Origin of the sequence: Proteus sp. TJ1640 (assembly GCF_003144445.1) — a bacterium.
Classification (GTDB): Bacteria; Pseudomonadota; Gammaproteobacteria; order Enterobacterales; family Enterobacteriaceae; genus Proteus; species Proteus penneri.
This window is the reverse complement of the sequence record NZ_PENY01000022.1, coordinates 361,995-384,256: the sequence shown is the minus strand read 5'-3', so window position 1 is coordinate 384,256 and position 22,262 is coordinate 361,995. Positions and strand designations below refer to the sequence as shown.

20 protein-coding genes are annotated in these 22,262 nt (G+C 36.4%); 11 read left to right on the top strand and 9 right to left on the bottom strand.

The annotated features are described in order from the left end of the window. Positions 1 to 25: 25 nt before the first annotated feature. Positions 26 to 1,117, bottom strand: a complete 1,092-nt coding sequence (gene alr, locus DK861_RS11095; protein WP_006536361.1) for an alanine racemase — start codon at positions 1,115 to 1,117, stop codon at positions 26 to 28. A gap of 40 nt (positions 1,118 to 1,157) precedes the next feature. Continuing rightward, complete coding sequence (gene dnaB, locus DK861_RS11090; protein WP_023583065.1) at positions 1,158 to 2,567, bottom strand: replicative DNA helicase; 1,410 nt, start codon at positions 2,565 to 2,567, stop codon at positions 1,158 to 1,160. 155 nt (positions 2,568 to 2,722) lie between these two features. Between dnaB and DK861_RS11085 the strand changes: the two genes are divergently transcribed. Beyond that, the gene (locus tag DK861_RS11085) at positions 2,723 to 3,706 is read left to right on the top strand and encodes a quinone oxidoreductase (protein ID WP_109400125.1); all 984 of its coding nucleotides are present in this window, start codon (positions 2,723 to 2,725) and stop codon (positions 3,704 to 3,706) included. 196 nt (positions 3,707 to 3,902) lie between these two features. Then, on the top strand, positions 3,903 to 4,217 hold the full coding sequence (locus DK861_RS11080) for a hypothetical protein (protein ID WP_072065183.1): 315 nt from the start codon (positions 3,903 to 3,905) through the stop codon (positions 4,215 to 4,217). A gap of 42 nt (positions 4,218 to 4,259) precedes the next feature. Here DK861_RS11080 and dusA read toward each other — a convergent pair whose 3' ends face one another. Continuing rightward, the gene (gene dusA / locus DK861_RS11075) at positions 4,260 to 5,294 is read right to left on the bottom strand and encodes a tRNA dihydrouridine(20/20a) synthase DusA (RefSeq protein ID WP_109400124.1); all 1,035 of its coding nucleotides are present in this window, start codon (positions 5,292 to 5,294) and stop codon (positions 4,260 to 4,262) included. Positions 5,295 to 5,463: 169 nt separating this feature from the next. On the opposite strand from dusA, the gene cbrC reads away from it, so the two are divergent. From cbrC to potD, 6 genes are all read left to right on the top strand, one after another. Further along, positions 5,464 to 6,054: a PF03691 family colicin E2 tolerance protein CbrC gene (gene cbrC, locus DK861_RS11070; RefSeq protein ID WP_109400123.1), complete on the top strand. Its 591-nt coding sequence runs from the start codon at positions 5,464 to 5,466 to the stop codon at positions 6,052 to 6,054. A 409-nt stretch (positions 6,055 to 6,463) separates the two neighbouring features. Further along, the gene (locus DK861_RS11065; RefSeq protein WP_239452166.1) at positions 6,464 to 7,501 is read left to right on the top strand and encodes a S8 family serine peptidase; all 1,038 of its coding nucleotides are present in this window, start codon (positions 6,464 to 6,466) and stop codon (positions 7,499 to 7,501) included. A gap of 546 nt (positions 7,502 to 8,047) precedes the next feature. After that, positions 8,048 to 9,163 carry a spermidine/putrescine ABC transporter ATP-binding protein PotA gene (gene potA / locus DK861_RS11060; protein ID WP_072064477.1) on the top strand — a complete coding sequence of 372 codons (1,116 nt, stop codon included), beginning with the start codon at positions 8,048 to 8,050 and terminating at the stop codon, positions 9,161 to 9,163. Further along, entirely contained in the window at positions 9,147 to 10,007 is an 861-nt protein-coding gene (potB, locus tag DK861_RS11055; RefSeq protein WP_072064476.1) for a spermidine/putrescine ABC transporter permease PotB, read from the top strand. The genes potA and potB overlap by 17 nt, the downstream gene beginning before the upstream one ends. Further along, a complete protein-coding gene (gene potC, locus DK861_RS11050; RefSeq protein WP_036934543.1) occupies positions 10,004 to 10,783 on the top strand; it encodes a spermidine/putrescine ABC transporter permease PotC in 780 nt (259 codons plus the stop codon). Before potB ends, potC begins: the two co-directional genes overlap by 4 nt. A gap of 114 nt (positions 10,784 to 10,897) precedes the next feature. Next, positions 10,898 to 11,941, top strand: coding sequence for a spermidine/putrescine ABC transporter substrate-binding protein PotD (gene potD, locus DK861_RS11045; RefSeq protein ID WP_006536345.1), 1,044 nt, complete (start codon positions 10,898 to 10,900; stop codon positions 11,939 to 11,941). A gap of 135 nt (positions 11,942 to 12,076) precedes the next feature. Here potD and DK861_RS11040 read toward each other — a convergent pair whose 3' ends face one another. From DK861_RS11040 to DK861_RS11015, 6 genes are all read right to left on the bottom strand, one after another. Continuing rightward, complete coding sequence (locus DK861_RS11040) at positions 12,077 to 12,388, bottom strand: helix-turn-helix transcriptional regulator (protein ID WP_072064475.1); 312 nt, start codon at positions 12,386 to 12,388, stop codon at positions 12,077 to 12,079. A gap of 25 nt (positions 12,389 to 12,413) precedes the next feature. Continuing rightward, positions 12,414 to 13,487 carry a fimbrial protein gene (locus DK861_RS11035; protein ID WP_109400121.1) on the bottom strand — a complete coding sequence of 358 codons (1,074 nt, stop codon included), beginning with the start codon at positions 13,485 to 13,487 and terminating at the stop codon, positions 12,414 to 12,416. After that, positions 13,487 to 14,005 (bottom strand): fimbrial protein, encoded by a 519-nt coding sequence (locus tag DK861_RS11030; RefSeq protein ID WP_072064473.1) that lies wholly within the window; start codon positions 14,003 to 14,005, stop codon positions 13,487 to 13,489. The genes DK861_RS11035 and DK861_RS11030 overlap by 1 nt, the downstream gene beginning before the upstream one ends. Next, positions 14,005 to 16,524, bottom strand: coding sequence for a fimbria/pilus outer membrane usher protein (locus DK861_RS11025; RefSeq protein ID WP_109400120.1), 2,520 nt, complete (start codon positions 16,522 to 16,524; stop codon positions 14,005 to 14,007). Before DK861_RS11025 ends, DK861_RS11030 begins: the two co-directional genes overlap by 1 nt. Positions 16,525 to 16,560: 36 nt before the next feature. Then, on the bottom strand, positions 16,561 to 17,241 hold the full coding sequence (locus DK861_RS11020) for a fimbria/pilus periplasmic chaperone (protein WP_109400119.1): 681 nt from the start codon (positions 17,239 to 17,241) through the stop codon (positions 16,561 to 16,563). A gap of 98 nt (positions 17,242 to 17,339) precedes the next feature. After that, entirely contained in the window at positions 17,340 to 17,900 is a 561-nt protein-coding gene (locus DK861_RS11015) for a fimbrial protein (protein ID WP_006536338.1), read from the bottom strand. 878 nt (positions 17,901 to 18,778) lie between these two features. Here DK861_RS11015 and yddG point away from each other — a divergent pair. The 3 genes from yddG (at position 18,779) to DK861_RS11000 (ending at position 22,249) form a co-directional block, all read left to right on the top strand. Continuing rightward, positions 18,779 to 19,693, top strand: a complete 915-nt coding sequence (gene yddG, locus DK861_RS11010) for an aromatic amino acid DMT transporter YddG (RefSeq protein WP_109400118.1) — start codon at positions 18,779 to 18,781, stop codon at positions 19,691 to 19,693. 230 nt (positions 19,694 to 19,923) lie between these two features. Further along, positions 19,924 to 21,198: a bifunctional O-acetylhomoserine aminocarboxypropyltransferase/cysteine synthase gene (locus DK861_RS11005; RefSeq protein ID WP_109400117.1), complete on the top strand. Its 1,275-nt coding sequence runs from the start codon at positions 19,924 to 19,926 to the stop codon at positions 21,196 to 21,198. A gap of 463 nt (positions 21,199 to 21,661) precedes the next feature. Beyond that, positions 21,662 to 22,249, top strand: a complete 588-nt coding sequence (locus DK861_RS11000; protein ID WP_109400116.1) for a TetR/AcrR family transcriptional regulator — start codon at positions 21,662 to 21,664, stop codon at positions 22,247 to 22,249. Positions 22,250 to 22,262: the final 13 nt, after the last annotated feature.

Below are 22,262 nucleotides of genomic sequence, written 5' to 3'. Positions count from 1 at the left end.
TCATAGGGATACAATATCGTGTGTATTATTGTTCGTCTAGGTATTCCATGATGACGCGCGAGGTTAATTTTGTAATCAACTCATAGGCGCTAATACCACTATATTTGGCAATTTCTTCTACAGGCAGCACATCTCCCCATAAAATAGCTTCATCACCGACACTATCAATCAGTTCAGTCCCTAAATCGACGCTGATCATATCCATCGAAACACGACCCACAATAGGCACTTTTCGACCATTAATCCACACCGGAGTACCTGACGGCGCACTGCGAGGATAGCCATCACCATAACCAATGGCGATCACACCAAGATAAGTGTCTTTTTCACTGACCCAGGTGCCGCCATAACCAACAGGTTCACCTGCTTTATGTTTACGAACGGCGATCAGACTTGTTTTCAGTGTCATTGCCGGGGTTAAACCAAAGTCTTTGCCCGTTCTTTCATCACCAGTAGGTGAGATGCCATAAGTGATAATGCCGGGGCGAACCCATTGATAATGAACTTGAGGCCAAAATAAAATACCAGCAGAAGCTGAGATAGACTTATCACCGGCTTTATCTTGAATAAAATCTTGAAATAGTGAGATTTGTTTTTGTGTTGCTTCAGGAACATCAGGTTCATCAGCGCGACTAAAATGGCTCACAATATTGACAGGTTGTTGTACATTTTTGCAGGCAGAAAGTCGTAAATAAAAAGCTTGTGCATCTTCAGGGCGTATACCTAAACGGTGCATACCAGTATCGATTTTCATCCATACTTTTACGGGTTCATCTAAATTGGCTTGTTCTAAGGCTTCTAATTGCTCTTGGCTGTGAACAACGGTTTCAATATGGTTGACGACCAAAATAGGTAAATCAGCAATATCAAAAAAACCTTCTAACAGAAGAATGGGTTTTACAATGCCCCCACTTCGTAAGGTTAATGCTTCACCAATACGTGCAACACCAAAACAATCAGCATTATCCATTAAGGTATACGCTGTTTCTAATAACCCATGACCATAAGCGTTTGCTTTCACGACAGCTATCAGGTGGCTATGTGGGGCATAGTCTCTCACATGCTGAAAATTGTGACGCAGAGCGCGGCGATCTATCACTGCGGTTGCCGCTTTCATATTATTCCAATACTTCCTCTAATTAAATCAAGGTTAGTGATTATTCATCGTCGTAAGCAGGGCCAGCGTAGTTATCAAAGCGTGACCATTGACCGTTAAAGGTAAGTCTGACTGTACCAATTGGACCATTACGTTGTTTACCGATGATAATTTCTGCAACACCTTTTAAATCACTACTTTCGTGATAAACCTCGTCACGATAAATAAACATGATAAGGTCAGCATCCTGCTCGATAGAGCCCGATTCACGTAAGTCGGAGTTAACAGGGCGTTTATCAGCACGTTGTTCCAAACTACGGTTTAACTGTGATAGTGCAACCACGGGAACTTGCAGTTCTTTAGCTAATGCTTTTAAAGAACGAGAAATTTCAGCAATTTCTAATGTTCTGTTTTCAGATAATGAAGGTACTCTCATTAGCTGTAAGTAGTCAATCATGATAAGACTTAAACCGCCATGTTCTCGATAAATTCGGCGAGCACGAGAGCGCACTTCCGTTGGTGTTAAACCCGATGAGTCATCGATATACATATTGCGTTTTTCAAGCAAAATACCCATGGTGCTTGAAATACGCGCCCAATCCTCATCATCAAGCTGGCCTGTACGAATTCTTGTCTGATCGACACGAGATAATGACGCCAACATACGCATCATAATTTGGTTACCAGGCATCTCTAAACTAAAGATAAGTACGGGTTTTTCTTCTGTCATTGCCGCATTTTCACATAAGTTCATGGCAAATGTGGTTTTACCCATCGAAGGACGTGCCGCGACAATAATTAAATCTGATTTTTGTAATCCTGCGGTTTTTTTATCAAGATCTTGATAACCACTTGAAACCCCAGTGACACCATCATGAGGTTTTTGATAGAGCTGTTCTATTTTTTCAACTGTCTCTTCTAAAATGGCATCTATTGCTTTAGGTCCTTCGTCTTTATTGGCTCTTGTTTCAGCAATTTGGAACACTCTTGATTCAGCAAAGTCGAGTAGATCTTCACTGGTGCGTCCTTGAGGATCAAAACCCGCATCTGCAATTTCGTTGGCGACTTTTATCATATCGCGAACAACAGCACGTTCTCGGACAATATCGGCATAAGCGTTGATGTTCGCCGCACTTGGCGTATTTTTAGAAAGTTCTGCTAAATAAGCAAAGCCGCCAACACTGTCTAACTCGGCATTTTGTTCTAATGCTTCTGATAGCGTAATAAGGTCGATAGGTTTGCCTAATTCCAACAAACGTTGCATTTGAGAGAAAATAGTACGATGAGGTCGGCTATAAAAGTCTTCTGCGGTGACGCGTTCAGAAACATTATCCCAACGTTCATTATCTATCATCAGACCGCCTAACACGGACTGCTCTGCTTCCAGCGAATGGGGAGGTAGCTTTAATCCCTCCATTTGTCGGTCTTTAATATCAGACATCAGCTTGTCAGTGGTCTTGTTTCTGGCCATAAATCCTGCATAAAATCGAAAAAGTCTCAGTCAGCGTATTAGTATACGCTAACCCAATTATCTGTGCCTTGTAGAAATAGCTATCCTTTGTCATTATCTCTAAAGGTCTTTTTGCGCTCGTGTATTTAACCTCTCATCCTACAAAGGAGATAGTAATGGCTAAACGTATTCAATTTGCAACTCATGGTGATGCAGATGTTCTTGAGTTAGTAACATTTACACCCGCTCCTCTTGGTGATCACGAAGTTCAAGTTGCCAATAAGGCAATTGGTATTAACTATATTGATACTTATGTACGTAGCGGATTATATCCTGTAAGCCAATTTCCAAGTGGATTAGGCACTGAAGCTGCAGGCATTATTATTAAAACAGGCGCTAAAGTGACTTCACTAAAAGAAGGGGACAGAGTTGTGTATGCGCAATCTCCGCTAGGGGCTTATAGCGATACGCATAATGTACCAGAAAATAAAGTGGCGCGTCTGCCTGATAATATCTCTTTTGAACAAGCTGCAGCCTCTTTTTTAAAAGGATTAACGGTTTATTATCTCTTCAATGAGACCTATAAATTACAAACTGGTGAAACTTTCTTATTTCACGCGGCTGCTGGTGGCGTTGGTTTAATTGCAAGCCAGTGGGCAAAAGCCATTGGCGCAAAAATGATTGGTACAGCAGGCAGTGATAAAAAAGTTGCTAAAGCAAAAGCCGCAGGTGCATGGGAAGTAATTAATTACCAGACTGAGTCGATTGTGGAACGTGTTTTGGCGCTAACTAATAACCAAAAAGTGCCAGTTGTTTATGATTCTGTTGGTAAAGCGACTTGGTTAGACTCGTTAGACTGTTTGCAACATCGAGGCTTAATGGTGAGTTTTGGTAACGCATCAGGTGCAGTAACGGGTGTTGATTTAGGTATTCTCAATAAAAAAGGTTCTTTATATGTGACGCGCCCATCTATTTCAGGTTATATCACAACGCGCGAAGAGCTAGATGCTGCAAGTGAAGCATTATTTGCGTTAATTGGTAGTGGTAAAATTGATGTCAGTGTGCCAGATAATCAGAAATTTGCTTTAGCAGATGCCAAAGAAGCGCATCATTATCTTGAAAGCCGACAATCTCAAGGATCAAGCTTACTTATTCCTTAATTATTATTTTTAAGATTTAAAAACCTGTTTAAAATAAATTAGACAGGTTTTAAATATTTATCTTTTATTAATAAATATAATGCATTCCTATTTTTATTATCAAAAAAAAACCTTATTTTTATTTTATATTTATTTTTAACTTTATCTCTTTTAATTTACGTTTCTACTGATTTTATTAATAGAGTATGGAGTGTTTATGCAAAAGAATGAGTTAAATGATTTTATTGATTTTATCTATGAGGATAATAAAGTCAGTAATGTTGAATTACAGTTTATTCGTGATGTGGCTGATGAAAAGATAGAAGCATTATTTAAACGATTGGGTGAAAATAATAATTTATCTGCATTTCAAAAATCAATGGATGTATCAGTTCAATTAATGCAAAACGCCTTTTTTGATATTAAAAAGAAAGAGGGTTCAGAAGAAGGTAAAAGTGAAGTTAAAGAGGCTTTTGAATTTCAAATCGCTTATTTAATTGCAAATTATAATCGTTTCTTCTCATTACTTTAATTAAAATAAACCAGCCTTTAGGGGCTGGTTTTATTTTTTACATTATTTATCAGTCACAAATTTCAGGGCATTTTCTAATACAGATAAATCAGCACCTTGTTTATGCGCATTTTCACTTAAATGACGACGCCATTGTCTAGCGCCCGGAATACCTTGAAAAATCCCTAACATATGACGAGTAATATGTCCTAAATAAGTACCTTGTGAGAGTTCTTTTTCAATATAAGGATACATTGCTCTTACGGCAGCGACAACATCAGCAATAGGCAATTGATTATCAAAAAGTTCATGATCAACATGCGCTAAAATTGATGGGTTTTGATAAGCTTCACGGCCAACCATAACACCATCCATATGTTTTAAGTGTTCCTTAGCTTCTTCTAATGATTTAATTCCGCCATTAATCGCCATAGTGAGATGTGGGAAATCACGCTTTAATTGATAAACACGAGGATAATCTAGAGGTGGAACTTCACGGTTCTCTTTTGGGCTTAAACCTGATAACCATGCTTTACGTGCATGAATAATAAAAGTATCGCAATTATTATCGCGACTGACAGTCTCAATAAAATCACATAAAAAGTCGTAGCTATCTTGGTCATCGATCCCAATGCGCGTTTTTACTGTGACAGGAATATCAACCACATCACGCATGGCTTTCACACAATTTGCGACGAGCTGTGCATCTCCCATTAAACAAGCACCGAAACGCCCATTTTGTACGCGATCTGAAGGACAACCGACATTTAAATTAATTTCATCATAACCACGTTCTTGTGCCAATTTTGCACATTGCGCTAAAGCTTGGGGATCGCTTCCGCCTAATTGTAATGAAACTGGATGTTCTTCTTCACTGTATTTTAGATAGTCACCTTTACCATGAATAATGGCACCTGTTGTCACCATTTCAGTATAAAGCAGCGTGTTTTTACTGAGCTGACGAAAGAAATAACGACAATGACGATCAGTCCAATCGAGCATCGGTGCAACAGAGAAGCGGTTCAAATTATATTTTTTTGAATTGCTATTAACATCATGATTTTCTGTTGATTTATTGAGTTCTATATTTTCTGACATGTTGTAATTCTTTCGTCTATTTAGGCGGTGATTATCTCTAAATTATTAAAGGAGATAAAATGAGCGCGCATTATAGCATAGAGGATAGCTTACACATGCTAGATCTGATGCTAGGATGATTTTATAAAGCCGAAGATAAGTGATAATAAACTATAAAATAGGAAAACATATGCCAACAGAAAAAAGAGCATTACCTTATTTTAAATATCATCCTGAACCGATAAAAACAGGTGTTTTTATCACAGATGATACCGTTATATGTGATTGTTGTGGAAAGGAAACTGATATCTATTATGGTAGCCCTTTCTACTCAGTAGAAGATATTGATGCACTATGCCCGTGGTGTATTGCTGATGGTTCTGCAAGTGAAAAGTTTGATGGTGAATTTCAAGATATTGCAAGCATTGAAGGCGGAGAAGTTCTTTATGACGAAGAAGGGGAGTATTGTGGTTCTACTTTACCTCCTATAGATAAAAACAAACTCGATGAATTAACAAAACGGACGCCAGGTTATCATGGCTGGCAACAAGAACATTGGCTAATACATTGCGATGAACCTTGCGCCTTTATTGATTATGTAGAATGGGACGATATCAAAGATAAATTAGAACAATTTGCTTCTTTAGAACAAGATATTCAAGACGTTGGTTTTGAACTTTCTGATTTATCAGAGCGCTTATGGGATGATGGTGGATGCCAAGGTTATTTATTTAAATGTTGTTGTTGTGGAAAGTTACGTCTACATATTGATTTTAGTTAATAAATATCATTCAAATAATATTAAGCCTATTTTTAGAGTACAGGCTTGATATTATTTTTTATAAAACAACCTATTTATATTATCTCTACTAAAAATGGAAATAGTCACTGCTCAATATTTTACGCTATAAAGCAAAAAAATAAAAAGAGGAGCATTGAATATGAACATTAAAAGAAAAATCCTTATAAAAGTAAAACACATTGATTATGATAATAAAAATCTGTTATTTTCTAATTTCCATAAAATATATTATCCCTTTTTAACTAATATATCTTTAGTTCCAATAATGTCCTCTGTTCATCAATTACCCCCAAAAAATTATATTGATTCTATTTCAATAAATTTTAATGATCTAAATAAATATTATTACCTTAATTTGCCAGAGAGTAATCATTATTCTTTAGATGAAATGATTAAAGTATTACAACAACACCCTGATATCGAATATGTACAAACGATACCGATACAGCCTATTGAACCTCCTAATATTACGCCTGATTTTACTCAATATCAGCAATACCTAAATATGCCAGAAAAAACGGTGAATATTAATAAAATTAATGGATTAGGGATTTCTGAAGCATGGAAACAAGAAGCTTATGGACAAGGGATACAAGTCGCTGATATTGAGTGGGATTTCAATCTTTCTCATCATGATTTATCAACGGATAATATTACACCATTACTCCCTTTTAATGAAAAAACCAGTCAGGCAGATCACGGTACTGCGGTTGCAGGATTAATAATGGGAAAAAAAGATGGTAAAGGGATCACAGGGCTCGCTTATAAATTAGATATGTTTTATGCCATCTCTGAATTAACTTGTGGACGCATTGATGCGATTATTGCCAGTAAACGCATATTACATGCGGGCGATATCGTTTTATATGAAATGCAAACCATCTGTGAGCACCAAGCATACGTACCCGCTGACTATGAAATGCATATTTGGGAAGCGACTCGCGCATTAACAGATGCTGGGATCATTGTGATTATGGCGGCTGGTAATGGAGGGGTAGATTTAGATTTACCTGCTTATGAAAGTTATCGACAACGTCATGATAATAATTCAATACGTGTTGGTGCGGGTTCACCCTATACATTAAATCGATTGCCTTTCTCAACGCATGGTTCACCTATTCATGTACAAGCGTGGGGAGAAGATGTTACAACGGCTGGTTATGGTGATCTGTTTAGAAGTGATGATAACCATACTTATACGGCTAATTTTAGTGGTACATCGTCAGCTAGTGCTTTAGTTGCAGGAGCTGCGGCGGTGATCCAATCTTGGTATAAAGACCATACAAACAGTGTGTTAACGCCGATACAAATGCGTGACTTATTAATTAGAACAGGTACATTTCCACTGTTAAATGACAAAATTGGCCCTTTACCCAATGTGAATAACGCAATTTTGTATTTAAAAAAATTAATAAAACGTCATTAAGTAAAATGGCATCAATTCCTTTAACACCTTCAAAATATTAGGAGGTGTTATTTCAATTTCATCTATATGATATATAAAGTTTTTATCATCATGATAAGATAAAAATATAAAAAGAAGCGTAATTTAATTAACTTTTTGTATGAATAACGATACAAAAAAATAGTACTGCAAATAAATGAGCTAATAAGTATTTATAGGAAAATAAGGCGATTAGACAACTTCTAGGCGAAATTTTATTTAATCATAAACTTAATTGGTTTTTGCTATTTATATAAATTAATAGTATTTTGATTTTATTGTGTTTTTATCATAAATCCTAAAGAGCATAGTTTATGATGAAAAACTTAAATATGAATAGTTTTTCATTGTTTAAGCACCTTTTTGCTTTCAATTTCACGTCACTGCGTTTATCATTTTCCGCTTGTACTATACATACGGCGTCGCTGGTTTTGGGCTTCTGTGGAGCATAATGCTCCGGCAGCTCACACAGTCTTTTCCAGTGGCGGTTCTATCTGCATTATTCTTCGGGATAGAGTATTACCTTAAATGACTGAGAAAACATCTCTGATACCAGTTGTCGAATTAAAATCCTTAAGTAAAGGTTTCGACGGAAAACAAATTATTTCCCGCCTCGATCTCACTATCAACCATGGCGAGTTTTTAACCATCCTTGGTCCTTCGGGCTGTGGTAAGACGACGGTTTTGCGCTTAATTGCGGGTTTAGAAGACGTTGACGATGGGCAAATAATTCTTGATGGGCAAGATATTACGGATATCCCAGCGGAACAACGTTTTGTAAATACGGTTTTCCAAAGTTACGCACTTTTCCCTCATATGACTGTTTTTGAAAACGTCGCATTTGGTCTTCGCATGCAAAAAACGCCTGCTGAAGAGATTAATGTTCGCGTTGAAGAAGCCTTGCGTATGGTGCAACTTGAAGATTTCGCCCAACGTCGCCCTGCACACCTTTCAGGTGGACAACAGCAACGTGTTGCGATTGCGCGTGCTGTTGTAAATAAACCAAAGGTCTTATTGCTTGATGAATCATTATCTGCACTGGATTACAAATTACGTAAACAGATGCAAAATGAATTAAAAGCCTTACAACGTAAATTAGGAATAACCTTTATTTTCGTGACTCATGACCAAGAAGAGGCGCTGACTATGTCAGACCGGATCGTGGTGATGCGTGAAGGGCGTATTGAGCAAGATGGAACACCGCGTGAAATTTATGAAGAGCCAACAAACCTGTTTGTTGCGCAATTTATAGGTGAAATTAATATCTTTGATGCACGTGTACTCCATCGTATTGATGAAACGCGTATTCGTGCTGATGTTGAAGGTCATGAATGTGATATTTATACCACATTACCTGTGACACAAAACCAGCACCTCAAAGTATTACTTCGACCTGAAGATCTCCGGGTTGAAGAAATTCACGATCTTGAAAACCTGCCTGGTCTGATTGGTTATGTTCGTGAACGTAACTATAAAGGCATGACGCTAGATTCTGTTGTTGAAATGGAAAATGGCAAGGTAGTGATGGTTAGTGAATTCTTTAATGAAGATGATCCAGATGTTGATCACTCGTTAGACCAAAAAATTGCAGTGACTTGGGTTGAAAGCTGGGAGGTCGTGCTGGCAGATGAAGAAAACACGTAAACTATTTCAAAACATCGTAATTACTGGTGTTGTGGGTTGGTTGATGGTGTTCGTCTTCTTGCCGAATATCATGATCATTGCGACCAGTTTTTTAACGCGTGATGATGCTAACCTTGTCGAGATGGTCTTTACACTCGATAACTATTATCGCTTATTTGATCCTATGTATGCAGAAGTATTACTGCATTCAATCAATATGGCGGCGGTAGCAACATTAGCGTGTTTATTATTAGGTTATCCTTTTGCTTATTTCCTTGCAAAAATGCCTAAGAAAATACAGCCATTAATGTTGTTTTTATTGATTGTACCTTTTTGGACAAACTCCCTTATTCGTATTTATGGATTAAAGATATTCCTAAGTACAAAAGGTTATTTTAACGAATTTCTGTTGTGGATTGGACTTATTGATAAACCACTCAGGATTATTTATACCCCAGAAGCCGTTGTACTGGGGCTGGTTTATATTTTGCTACCTTTTATGGTATTACCGTTATATTCCAGCATTGAAAAGTTAGATAAACCTTGTTTAGAAGCAGCGCGCGATTTAGGTGCTAATAAATTTCAAACCTTTATTCGTATTATTATTCCATTAACAATGCCAGGCATTATTGCGGGTTGTTTACTCGTGATGTTACCTGCTATGGGGTTATTCTTTGTCGCTGATTTAATGGGGGGGGCGAAGAATTTACTAATTGGTAACGTAATAAAAAGCCAATTCTTAAATATTCGTGACTGGCCTTTTGGGGCGGCAACCAGTATTTGCTTAACATTGGTGATGGGATTAATGCTGTTTGTGTATTACCGAGCCGTGAAGCTACTGCATAAGAAGGTAGAAATAGAATGATAGGACGGTTATTGCGTGGTGGATTTATGTCCATTATTTACGCGTATCTTTATATCCCGATTATCATTCTGATAGTTAACTCTTTTAACTCATCGCGTTTCGGGATTAATTGGAAAGGATTTACCACAGATTGGTACGCCATTTTATTTAATAATGACAGTCTGCTTCAAGCGGCTGGGCATTCATTAACGATGGCGGTCACGTCTGCGACATTTGCGACATTAATTGGCTCATTAGCAGCGGTTGCACTCTATCGCTACCGTTTTCGTGGCAAAAAATTTGTCGGTGGTATGTTGTTTGTTGTCATGATGTCACCTGATATTGTGATGGCAATTTCATTGCTTGTGCTGTTTATGATCCTAGGTGTTTCATTGGGATTTTGGTCGCTTTTATTTTCACATATTACATTTTGCCTACCTTTTGTTGTAGTAACGGTGTACTCACGATTAAGTGGATTTGATGTGAAAATGTTAGAGGCAGCCAAAGATTTAGGTGCGGGTGAATTTACTATTTTACGTAAAATCATTATGCCCTTAGCCATGCCAGCAGTGGCTTCAGGTTGGTTATTAAGCTTTACGTTATCCATGGATGACGTGGTGGTTTCTTCTTTTGTGACGGGACCAAGCTATGAGATTTTACCACTGAAAATTTACTCAATGGTGAAAGTTGGGGTTTCACCTGAGGTGAATGCGCTTGCAACCATCCTTTTAGGTCTATCCTTAGTATTAGTGTTAATTAGTCAGTTGATCTTAAGAGACCGAACTGGCAAAGCGTAATGACATGTATTAGTGCGAGTTTCTCGCACTTTTTGGGGTCTTAATGACCAATCTGTTGGAGGTAGGCTAGCTGCCTATTTGATATTAACGCATCAACCACTGAAGGAAACATAAATGAAAAAGTGGTCCTCTGTACTTGCTGCCAGTGTAATGGCATTAAGTATCGGCACAGCATCGGCTGATGATGGTAAGACATTATATTTCTACAACTGGACGGAGTATGTGCCGCCTGGTTTGCTTGAACAGTTTACGAAAGAAACTGGGATTAAGGTGATTTATTCCACCTATGAATCCAATGAAAGCATGTATACCAAGTTAAAGACCTATAAAGAAGGTGCATATGATTTGGTGGTTCCTTCTACTTATTTTATTTCTAAAATGAGTCATGAAGGCATGCTACAAAAAATCGATAAATCAAAATTAACTCATTTTGATAATCTCGATCCTAGTTTATTACATAAATCATTCGACCCAGAAAATGATTACTCAATCCCTTATATTTGGGGAGCGACAGCTATTGGTATTAATAGCGATGAAGTTGATGTGAGTAGCATTACTTCATGGGCAGATTTATGGAAACCTGAATATAAAGATAGCCTGTTATTAACAGATGATGCCCGTGAAGTATTCCAAATGGCATTATTGAAATTAGGTTATTCGGGCAATACAACTGATCCTAAACAGATTGAAGAAGCCTATAAAGAGCTACAAAAGTTGATGCCAAATGTATTAGCATTCAATTCAGATAACCCTGCTAACCCTTATATGCAAGGGGAAGTTAATTTAGGGATGATTTGGAATGGCTCGGCATTTATTGCTCGTGATGCTGGCGCCCCGATTGAAATGGTGTGGCCAAAAGAAGGGGGTATTTTCTGGATGGATAGCTTAGCGATACCTGCTAATGCTAAGAATGTCGAAGGTGCTCATAAACTTATCGACTTCTTATTACGTCCAGAAATAGCAGCCAAAGTTGCGGAGAATATTGGTTATCCAACACCAAACCTTGCCGCACAAAAATTACTGCCAAATGTGATCACTAAAGATAATTCTCTTTATCCAACAGAAGAGATTATTAACAAAGGTGAATGGCAAAATGATGTGGGTGATGCAACTGTATTATACGAAAGTTATTACCAAAAATTAAAAGCCGGACGCTAATTACCTTTAATTTTTACCCTAAAGCCACCGTTAAGGTGGCTTTTTTATAATAGAAAAGAATACATATTTATTTAATTAAAAATAAAGAGAAGTAAAAGATAGCCCGTAATGAGAAAAAGAGTAAATAGATTACGTTCAATTAAAATCATTCTTAATACAACTTTCGGCAATTAATCGATTGTTTTTTTCTTGAGTTTTTCTTCGTTGTTCAATACTTGAAATATGATTACTTTGTAAGAAGTAACTAATATGAACATCAAATTTCTCAGAGATACGATAAATTAATTCGATACTGATCCTATTTGTTCCTCGTTCATAACGAGAAAGCTGTTGCTGGCTTATCTCTAATTCTTTAGCGAATAAAGTACCTGAATATTTTAATTTTTTTCGTAAATGGCGTATTCGCTGACCTATACGAAAATTAATGGTTTTGCTGTTATCTATCATTTATCAGCCTTAAAAATTCAAATCATCATTGATAAGAAAAAGTCAGACTGGCCAACCCGTTTGCTTTACCAGGTTTTAGTGTTCCAGTCGTGATATACCGAGTTGACAGGTTTAATGTGTAGTTTTCGTTATTAGATGTTGTTATATGAAGTAAACGTTGGTTAGGTTGTCCCGTTGCACTAATGTCAGGTCCATAAGTTACGGGGGTAGGGATATCATTAAAGAAAAATTGAATACCAATACCTGATGCATCTGAATCTGATGTTAAGGTGAGAATATCCGTATTATTAGAATAGGTAGATTGATCGGTCATACTGGCGTACAAGTGAACATTGGTATCACAATTCACTGAAATGGGCTTTGTTTGTATTTTTGAGGTTGAACCAACAGCACTCATCTCTCTCATTGAGATATCACCTAATTCATAGGTTAGGTTTTTGGTATTAACTGTGCAGCCACGAGCTTTAATGGTGATTGTTACAGGATTTATCGCGACAAGTGAGGTGTTATTTCCTTTATGAGCACCGCCGTACTCAGACCAAGTATTGGCAATTACGGTGTAAGGAATATTATAAACGCCAGTTTCTAAGTGTTCGTCAGTAACGACAAAGACAACTTTTGCTTTTAATGAGACGCGGTCTACGCCTTTGTTTACTGTTGAGCCTGCTGCGGGATAAATAATCGTTGCACTTGAGCCTGTGCCGACATCAATAGGCACATAAGAAACATTGTCATTATTATCTTTTAACCCAAAGGCATAACCAATACCTTTTACGCCAGCAAGAGCATACACAGGATATCGATTACTGCCTTCATAATAGTAGATCCCACTTATTTTTGAACCTAATGCATTGGCATAGAGTGTTTCAACCCAACATTTTTGTAGGAATTTGTTCTCACATTTGAAACCATTATAAACAGATGTTTCCCCAATCCATGTTGAAGTGATTGGCGTACCGGCTGGCGTTCCATCTGCAGCACCATCAAAACTCATAGGTACAGGTGATACAATAAGAGGATCTGCCACTGCCCATACCCTTTTCTCAGGGATAAACACTAAAAAAACCAGTAATGATAAGAAAGAAAGGGAATATTTCATTATTGGTACTCCAGTAAAAAAGTCGCAGTCGCATTAGCTTGCCCTGAACTAACAGGCAAATGTGTTGCGACGTAGCGGGCATAGAATTGCAAGGTATTATCTTGATTAGGCAATAACAGGTAAGATTGGCTTTTCTCATTGATGGCAATAGGTGTGCCTGATTTATCCATAAGTGCAATAGCAATACCTTGAGCACCATCCTGATTAACTGCAAGTAATGTATTATCTGATGCAGAAGGCGTCCCTTTGAAGCTGACTTTCACGCCACTGGCTTCGGGTTGGCAATCTACCAACTTAATACTAAAAGGGATAATAGGTGTACGTTGTTGAGTAATTGTCGTTGAAGTGAAATCTTTAGTCGCAATATTACCTAGTTTCACCGTAATTGTTTTTGAGTTGGTTTCTACTGTACAAGTGTTGCCGGTCACTCGGGCATTAATTTGAATCAAAGTATCATAAGTATTGCCTTTGCTTATAGAAAGCATCAATAAAGCCAAAACAAGCATTAATCTGCGCATTATTGGCACTCCTGTGTCATTTTTACAAAGGGTTCATTGTGTTGTTCAATAGGTAATTGATAGTTCACTTGGCAATGTTTAGATGATTCATTGCCCCAGCGAACATCTAATAGGCCTGAGTGAGGTACGCCAGAGAGGTAGAGCAAACCATCATCGCCCACAATACCGGAGAGATGATTCTGTTTATCGGTAGCGATAGCACCGAAAGGCAGCGGTCGCCCTTGTTGTTTTAATGTCAGTAATAATCGATATCCTGTTTTGGCGTCAAAGTTAACTTTAATAACTGCACCTTGAGTAGGAATGACTTGTTGAATATTTTGTTCAATTTCGATGTTATCTGGGAGAGCCGTGGTATCTAGAGCAACTTTGTTTTGGCGATAAGCTGTGGCATAGGGAATAACCGCGAATCCACGCCAATCAGTATAAATTCCTGTTGCATTATCAATCGGTACATCTGCTGTTTTGCTAGCATCAACTAAAATGGTATTTGAGCTTAATGGCTGACTTAATGTGATCCCTTCACTGTGTAACAGCATGCCACCTGCAAGGCTGTAATTGAGTTGCTGAGCATCTTGATGGTAGTTATAACCAGCATTGAAATTGCCATAGCGACTTTGATATCCAAGAGAAGCACTTCCCGTATAATTGCCACCTTGATTGCTATATCCCTGTTGAACACTGTAATTTAACGTATTGTCGTCAAGCAATGTGCCAGCAACACCTGCATTATGAGCAGAATAACCGTTATTATTATGGCTGTAGTTATAAGTGAGATAGGCACTATTGATGGGTTGATAACCTGAAGGCATAAGAAGTTGTAACGGAATAGAAACGCCAAAAGAGAGTGTTTGATCCCTTTCTCCACTATTCATCATGCGGTTATAACTGTAAATAATGTTGTAAGAAAGTCCTTTGATATTGCCGTTATAACCCGTTTGGACTAAGACGTTTTTCTCATTCGTTCCCCAATAGTTTTGCCAGTGTGTTGTCATAAAAACAGAGCCATAATCGGCAAGTTGTTGTGATAAATTGATCTGGAGACTGCCTTTTTTATGATTACGCAAGTCAAAATAACGTGAAGGAGTTTGTTGATTATCTTCATAGAGATAGCCAGACATACGTGTATTGAGCGTCTCTTCTAGCGTGTAAAATCCAGAAGTAGAATAGCGATAGCCTAATAATTGAAAATTAGTACCAAATTGGTTAAGTGATTTTGCGTAGAGAAAGCGTAAAGAGTAGCCTTCTGATGTCGAATTATCAGGTAGTTTACTATGAGCAAAAGTGATATCTGTTGATAATGCACCTAAAGAGCCCATATTTTTACCGGCTCCAAGTGCATAAGATTGATAATCAGCGCTAACTAAAGCCCCACCATATACTGTTGTGTCATAAGGCAATCCATAGATTAGATGGCCTTGTAGAAAGCGTGGTTTTTTATTTTGGTTATTTTGGCGGATTTCACCTGCTTGAATAACAAATTGTTTTTGACCTTCTCGCTGTAAAATGGGCACTGCAGAATACGGCACAACATAATCATGTTTACTGCCATCATTCTCTTCAATAGAAACATAGAGATCTCCGCTATTTGATGTCGGATAGAGATCCTTAATTTCAAATGCCCCTGGCGCAACAAAGGTTTGGTAAATAACATAGCCATTTTGTTTTATAACGACTTTGGCATTAGTATTCGCTATTCCCCTAACAATGGGGGCAAAACCTCTTTGGCTATCAGGCAACATGGTGTCATCGCTTTCTAAGGAAATACCTCGGAAATTAATGCTGTCAAAAAGTGTTGATGACGTATAACTGTCGCCAATTTGTAATTGGCTTTTTAACGACACGATATTGCGTTGAAGATAGGTGTTGATGTGGTTCCACTGGTTTTTTCCATTAGATGAATGCCAAGTGGAATAATCTCTTAATCGCCAAGCGCCAATATTGATCCCACTACGTAGATTTAAATAGTAACTATTATTATGAGAATTTCCCCAACTGTTGGCACCGCTAAAGGTATAATTTAATATTCCCGCAGTAATACCGTTATCCCATTTTTCTGGTGGAATATAACCACGTGCTTTAAGATCTAAAGCTGCTTGAGGGATTTGAATTTTTAATGCTTGTTTCTCAATATCATAATTAACAACAGAGTCGGGAATAATGTCTTCAATATTAATACATTGTTTATCTGAGGCGTTTTCAATATCAGAAAATAGTTTAGTATTAATATTTAATGATAGATAAAAAGATTTATTTAAACAAGGAATTACACTTTTATCTTGGCTAATAAAATGAATGTTTTCTGTTCTCAGATATTCATTATTAAAAATAATATCAAGAGGGTAATCTCCTGGTTTGATACTATTTCCGGCTTCAAAATAGCTTAAGTCAGCGACAGAATCGGGAGAGTCAGCCAAAAATGCAGGATTAAATCGGTTTGCACTGTGTGCTAAAAATGGCAAAGCCATTAATATTGTGATAGCACCAGAAAAGAAGAAATAAACTGTATTTTTATTAATCATGTTTTTTGACCAAGAAGTCTTGAGCTGATGTAATCTTTAATGAGAAATTTCTTTTTTTAATACAGCCGTCTGTGCGCCATAATCATTAATTGTTTGGAATGAAATGAGATTTGCATTACTTTTTATTTTTCCTAACACTAATTGAGATAACGGATTTATCATGATGCTGGTAGGAAGTTGATTATCCTTTACCGCTAAATTCACCATAGTTATATGATAAGGTGTTGGGTTATTCGCAATAAGCTCACCATTCTGGTAAGAAAAAGAAATCTGATTTGCAAACTTTTCATTATAAGCAGGCAAATTTCCGGGGCGATAGAAAAGCTTTATTCGGCTCTGTATTGCAATTTGTAGTGTATTTTCCTTAGCTAGTTCATCTTGTAATGAAGGGATTACTTTTACATTCATCCAAAATAAACTTTCTTTATCTTCAGGTAGTGGTGCACCGGTATACATAATTCTTAATGCATTTTCTTTATTGGCATCAAGAATATATAAAGGAGGCGTGACAATAAAATTATTATTTTTAACTCCGTTATTATCAGAAACCCATGACTGAATTAAAAAGCTATTTTCTTTATCTGAGTTAGTAATAACAAGGTTGGTTTGTTTAATATTTGAATTATAAATAATACGTGTGGCACCTAATGAAACACCATTAGAATAAGATAATAATGGAAAGAGAAAAATAGTAAGGAATATAAGTATTTTTTTCATAATAAAAATATATTAGGTAATGAATATAGGGCAATTGTATTTTTTGATAAAAATATGCCGTCCTTGGCAATCAGATATCAATCAAAAATGATGAGCAATTAAGAGTAAGTAACCATAAAGTTTGTGGTAACGTTTGCGCTACCTGCCTTAACGGTGTCATCAGTTGAAACAAGCGATGCGTTATAATTTAATTGGTTTTCGCCTTCAATTAACTTTTGAGTTGTTGATGGTTGGCCAGGAATAACATTTTTACTGCTTGAGTCAGTAATTTTTAATGCTACATTTGTCGCTGCACCACTACCTTGCAACGCAAATGCGCTTGCATCGCCGTCAGAGGCTGTACCATTAAAAGTAATTGCAGCTAATGTTGAAACAGTAATATCGCAGTTATTTAATTTAATACTAAAAGGAATACGACCTGTTTCATCACCTTTTTTAGTAAATTCGGCAACGCGGAATTGACCTAAACGAACAGTTTGGTTTGCTGAGCTACTATCAACACCACAAGCTGCATTAACAACAGAACCTTCAAAGTTTACAGTACCGCCATTAACGGTGACTTCTGTTGGTGCAGGAGTGCCGGTGTCTTCTGCAAATGCAGGTGCTACAATAACTGCCATTGCAGAAGTGATAATTGCAGACAATAATAACTTTTTCATTAATTAATTATTCCTATGTTTTAAATATATATTTAACTATTAACTTAATATATTAAGTTAATAGTTAACGCTATTTATTCTCTATTTTTAAATAGAGAATAAAAGGGGGTAAATTATTTTTTAGACGTGTAACGTAAGGTTGTTTATATATATTTAACAGAGAGCTGATTACCGCAATTATCGTAAAAACGATAAAACAGTCATATTCACACCTAAGTCAAATTTACAAAAATTATAGATGTGCTAAAAAAAATAGAGAAATCGTTTTAAACGATCGTTTTTAGCTTGTTTTATAGGTGATATCTATTGGTATCTTGATAACTATCGGTAATAGCTAGTGTTAAAAAGTGGAATAATACATTATTTTATCTAATGATTTCATGGTGTCACATATCGTATTGATATTTATTGTATTTTTATTTTTTGTTTTTATTTCGTTGTGAGTCTCTAATAAGGAGCATCCTAAAAAGACTCTGTAAATATACTTATAAGATGATGTTTCATATGATATATTTCACAATGAAACTATTTATAAAAGGGTACAAAAAATAACACTTTTTATGCTCAAAAGAGACGGTCTGGTTTCTTTTTTATTCAAATATAAAATTGAAATTTATATTTGAATAAAAAAATAGAAATATTATTTATTCATTTTAAATTGAAATTAAAAGACGTATTTTAGAAATATAAAATTGATGATACTTTTTTTACTACACATGGGAGTAGATCAATATGTTTTCTGTTTGATATTAATTGTAACAAAATGTTTCAGTATTCAACTTTTTTTTGTTTTTTTGCATAAGAATGGTTAAAGCAATTATGCTGGTTTTATTTTAATATCGGCGCTAATGGCACAATCTTAAATCTGAAGGCACAAAATGATATCTAGCTCATCAAAAGGGACGTTATATGGCATTGTTGCTATTCTTCTTTGGAGCACCATTGTTGGTTTAATTCGTAATATTAGTGAGTATTTTGGTGCTGTAGGGGGGGCTGCACTGATTTATACTACAGGAACAGTGTTTCTTATTTTGATCTTAGGTATACCTAAACTATCACTTTTTCCTAAACGTTATCTTTTTTGGGGAGCGATATTATTTGTTACATATGAAGTGTGTTTATCCTTGGCATTAGGATTTGCAACAGATAGAACACAAGCCATAGAACTAGGAATGGTGAATTATTTATGGCCTAGTTTTACCTTAGCACTTGCTGTCATAGTCAATAAACAGCGATTCTCTATTTTACTGATCATAGGATTATTATGTTCATTTAGTGGATTAGTTTGGGTTGTTAGTGGGGATAATCCTCTAACTATTGAAGGCTTATGGCAAAATATTCAAAGCAATCCATTAAGCTATATATTGGCGTTTTCAGGTGCCATTTTATGGGCATTTTATAGCAATTTAACTCGTCTTATTTCTGGTGGGAATAATGGTATAGTGCCTTTTTTCTTATTAACCTCACTTGCGTTATGGGGGCAATACCTATTTTCAACACCAGTTGAATGGATTATTAATACAAAAAGTATCACGCTTTTGTTAATCACTGGTGCAGCAATTGGGCTTGCTAATGCGGCTTGGACAATCGGTATGATCAGAGGCAATGTAGCCTTATTAGCCACACTCTCTTATTTTACGCCTGTTATTTCTACTGCATTTTCCTCAATACTATTGTCTACCGCCCTTTCTTTCTCATTTTGGCAGGGGGTAATGATGGTGACAGGCGGTTCTTTAATTTGCTGGTTAGCAACTCGTCAAAAAACGATAAAACCACTTAAAATGACCAAATAACCTAAAATAGGGGGTTTTTAAGTTAAATATTGACGTAAATAGAGGTTGTTGGATCAAGAAATTCTATTTAAAAAGGGCATTTGTGTAAGTTGAAATTTTTTCACTATGCGATGAGGAAAATATCGGCTTATCTATATTACTTATAAACTGAAAAGTTACACTTGGAACATCTCCAATGAAGATGTGTTAAGTAATACGATAAGAACAAATGCAACAAAAAAGGAATTGCTATGAAACTTGAGACACTTTCTGTTCACGCCGGTTATTCACCTGATCCAACCACAAAAGCCGTTGCTGTACCTATTTACCAAACGACATCTTACGCATTTGATGATACGCAGCATGGTGCCGATCTTTTTGACTTAAAAGTGCCCGGTAATATTTATACCCGCATAATGAACCCAACCAATGACGTATTAGAAAAACGAGTTGCAGCATTAGAAGGTGGGATCGCAGCAGTTGCTGTAGCGTCAGGTATGGCGGCAATTACTTATGCAATTCAAACTATTGCACAAGTCGGTGACAATATTGTTTCTGTCGCGAAGCTGTATGGTGGTACTTATAACTTAATGGCGCACACTTTTCCTCGTATTGGTATTGAAGCACGTTTTGCTCCCCATGATGATATTACGGCTCTTGAAGCGTTAATTGACGACAAAACAAAAGCGGTATTTTGTGAAACTATTACAAATCCAAGCGGAAATATTGTCGATATTCAAGCATTGGCTGATGTTGCTCACCGTCATGGTGTACCTTTGATTGTTGATAATACGGTTGCAACACCTTATTTGTGTCGTCCTTTTGAACATGGCGCAGATATTATTATCCACTCGTTAACTAAATATATTGGCGGTCACGGCAACTCGATTGGTGGCATTGTTGTTGATTCTGGTAAATTCCCTTGGGCTGAGCATAAAGATCGTTTTGAAATACTCAATACACCTGATGTTTCTTATCATGGCGTAAATTACGTTGAGCACTTTGGTGCTGCTGCTTATATAGCAAGATGTCGTGTTGCTCCTTTGCGTGGAACAGGTGCTGCATTGTCACCATTTAATGCTTTTTTAATTCTACAAGGGTTAGAAACGTTGGCTCTACGTATGGATCGCCACACTGAAAATGCACAAAAAGTAGCAGAATATCTGCAGAATCATCCTCAAGTGGCATGGGTTAAATATGCGGGGTTAAACAATCACCCTGAACATGATTTAGCGGTACGTTATATGTCAGGTAAGCCCGCGGGTATTCTCTCTTTTGGTATTAAAGGGGGCGCTGAAGCGGGTGCAAAATTTATCGATGCATTGCAACTCATTGTTCGTCTTGTGAATATTGGTGATGCAAAATCATTAGCATGTCATCCTGCATCAACTACACATCGCCAATTAAATGATGAAGAATTAGAACGGGCAGGCGTTTCACGCGATTTAATTCGTTTATCGATTGGTATTGAGCATATTGATGATATTTTAGAAGATTTAGAACAAGCATTAAAAGCTAGTATTTAATTAAAGTTATCACATTAAGAATAAAAAACCTTCTTTATTTAAAGAAGGTTTTTTATATTTAAAGCTCTGAGTTTGTTTGATGCTAGATTTCTTTATAAAGTATTGATGAATTTATTTCAATAGATAATGATATTATGAAGTCTATTTAATATAAAATTAAAGTAGAAAAGAATATTAATTCTAATTTAAAATAAATAATGTATTATTTTTTATTTTTTTGATTTTTAATAAAATAATAAGTTAAATTTTATTCTTGATAAAAATCAAATTTAACTTATCTTCAATTTATTAATTTATCCATCTAGGTCAAAACTGTAAATTAATTTAAATTTTTAAATTAAATTTGATTAAAAATAAAGGAATGTGAAGTCAACTGCATTATTTACAGATAATTAGTACGAGTCTAAAAGTGATTGATTTTGATCAATAAGGAACATACCGACTGGTCGGTATTATCCTATGCATGAATACGACTGCGCATCACCGAAAAAAAGACCCCATCCGAGTTCAAGAACAATTATTGGAAGCGGCAAGCGTTATTGTGGCTAATGAAGGAATAGCCTCTCTTTCTTTAAATGCTGTAGCAAAAGAAGCGGGTGTAAGTAAAGGTGGTCTACTTCATCACTTCCCCGGAAAATTGGAATTAGTGCAGGCCGTATTTAAACGGCTATTAGGTATTATGGATAGTCGTATTGCAGTTATTATGGAAAATGATCCTATTGAAGCAGGGCGTTTTTCTCGTGCGTATTTAACTTATATTTCTGATTTAAAACAGTCTGACGAAAGTCGCCAATTAGCGATATTGTCTTTAGCAATGCCAAATGAACCTATTATGCGTAAATGCTGGCGAGATTGGATGCTAGACCATTTAGCCAAAGGCGATAAATTAGATAATAGTTATTTAGGTACTTTAATTCGTTATGCCGCAGATGGTCTTTGGTTATCTGAATTAACAGAGGGTCCTACGCTTTCACAAGAAGAGCGTAACGCATTAGTAGCAAGATTATCTGAGATGACATTTGACTATATAGCAAACACAAAAAATCAGTAATTTTAATCAGGAT

Bases quoted from the DNA above. Each gene is read 5' to 3' on its own strand.
- alr (WP_006536361.1), bottom strand. From the start codon at position 1,117: ATGAAAGCGGCAACCGCAGTGATAGATCGCCGCGCTCTGCGTCACAAT.
- dnaB (WP_023583065.1), bottom strand. From the start codon at position 2,567: ATGGCCAGAAACAAGACCACTGACAAGCTGATGTCTGATATTAAAGAC.
- DK861_RS11085 (WP_109400125.1), top strand. From the start codon at position 2,723: ATGGCTAAACGTATTCAATTTGCAACTCATGGTGATGCAGATGTTCTT.
- DK861_RS11080 (WP_072065183.1), top strand. From the start codon at position 3,903: ATGCAAAAGAATGAGTTAAATGATTTTATTGATTTTATCTATGAGGAT.
- dusA (WP_109400124.1), bottom strand. From the start codon at position 5,294: ATGTCAGAAAATATAGAACTCAATAAATCAACAGAAAATCATGATGTT.
- cbrC (WP_109400123.1), top strand. From the start codon at position 5,464: ATGCCAACAGAAAAAAGAGCATTACCTTATTTTAAATATCATCCTGAA.
- DK861_RS11065 (WP_239452166.1), top strand. From the start codon at position 6,464: ATGATTAAAGTATTACAACAACACCCTGATATCGAATATGTACAAACG.
- potA (WP_072064477.1), top strand. From the start codon at position 8,048: ATGACTGAGAAAACATCTCTGATACCAGTTGTCGAATTAAAATCCTTA.
- potB (WP_072064476.1), top strand. From the start codon at position 9,147: ATGAAGAAAACACGTAAACTATTTCAAAACATCGTAATTACTGGTGTT.
- potC (WP_036934543.1), top strand. From the start codon at position 10,004: ATGATAGGACGGTTATTGCGTGGTGGATTTATGTCCATTATTTACGCG.
- potD (WP_006536345.1), top strand. From the start codon at position 10,898: ATGAAAAAGTGGTCCTCTGTACTTGCTGCCAGTGTAATGGCATTAAGT.
- DK861_RS11040 (WP_072064475.1), bottom strand. From the start codon at position 12,388: ATGATAGATAACAGCAAAACCATTAATTTTCGTATAGGTCAGCGAATA.
- DK861_RS11035 (WP_109400121.1), bottom strand. From the start codon at position 13,487: ATGAAATATTCCCTTTCTTTCTTATCATTACTGGTTTTTTTAGTGTTT.
- DK861_RS11030 (WP_072064473.1), bottom strand. From the start codon at position 14,005: ATGCGCAGATTAATGCTTGTTTTGGCTTTATTGATGCTTTCTATAAGC.
- DK861_RS11025 (WP_109400120.1), bottom strand. From the start codon at position 16,524: ATGATTAATAAAAATACAGTTTATTTCTTCTTTTCTGGTGCTATCACA.
- DK861_RS11020 (WP_109400119.1), bottom strand. From the start codon at position 17,241: ATGAAAAAAATACTTATATTCCTTACTATTTTTCTCTTTCCATTATTA.
- DK861_RS11015 (WP_006536338.1), bottom strand. From the start codon at position 17,900: ATGAAAAAGTTATTATTGTCTGCAATTATCACTTCTGCAATGGCAGTT.
- yddG (WP_109400118.1), top strand. From the start codon at position 18,779: ATGATATCTAGCTCATCAAAAGGGACGTTATATGGCATTGTTGCTATT.
- DK861_RS11005 (WP_109400117.1), top strand. From the start codon at position 19,924: ATGAAACTTGAGACACTTTCTGTTCACGCCGGTTATTCACCTGATCCA.
- DK861_RS11000 (WP_109400116.1), top strand. From the start codon at position 21,662: ATGAATACGACTGCGCATCACCGAAAAAAAGACCCCATCCGAGTTCAA.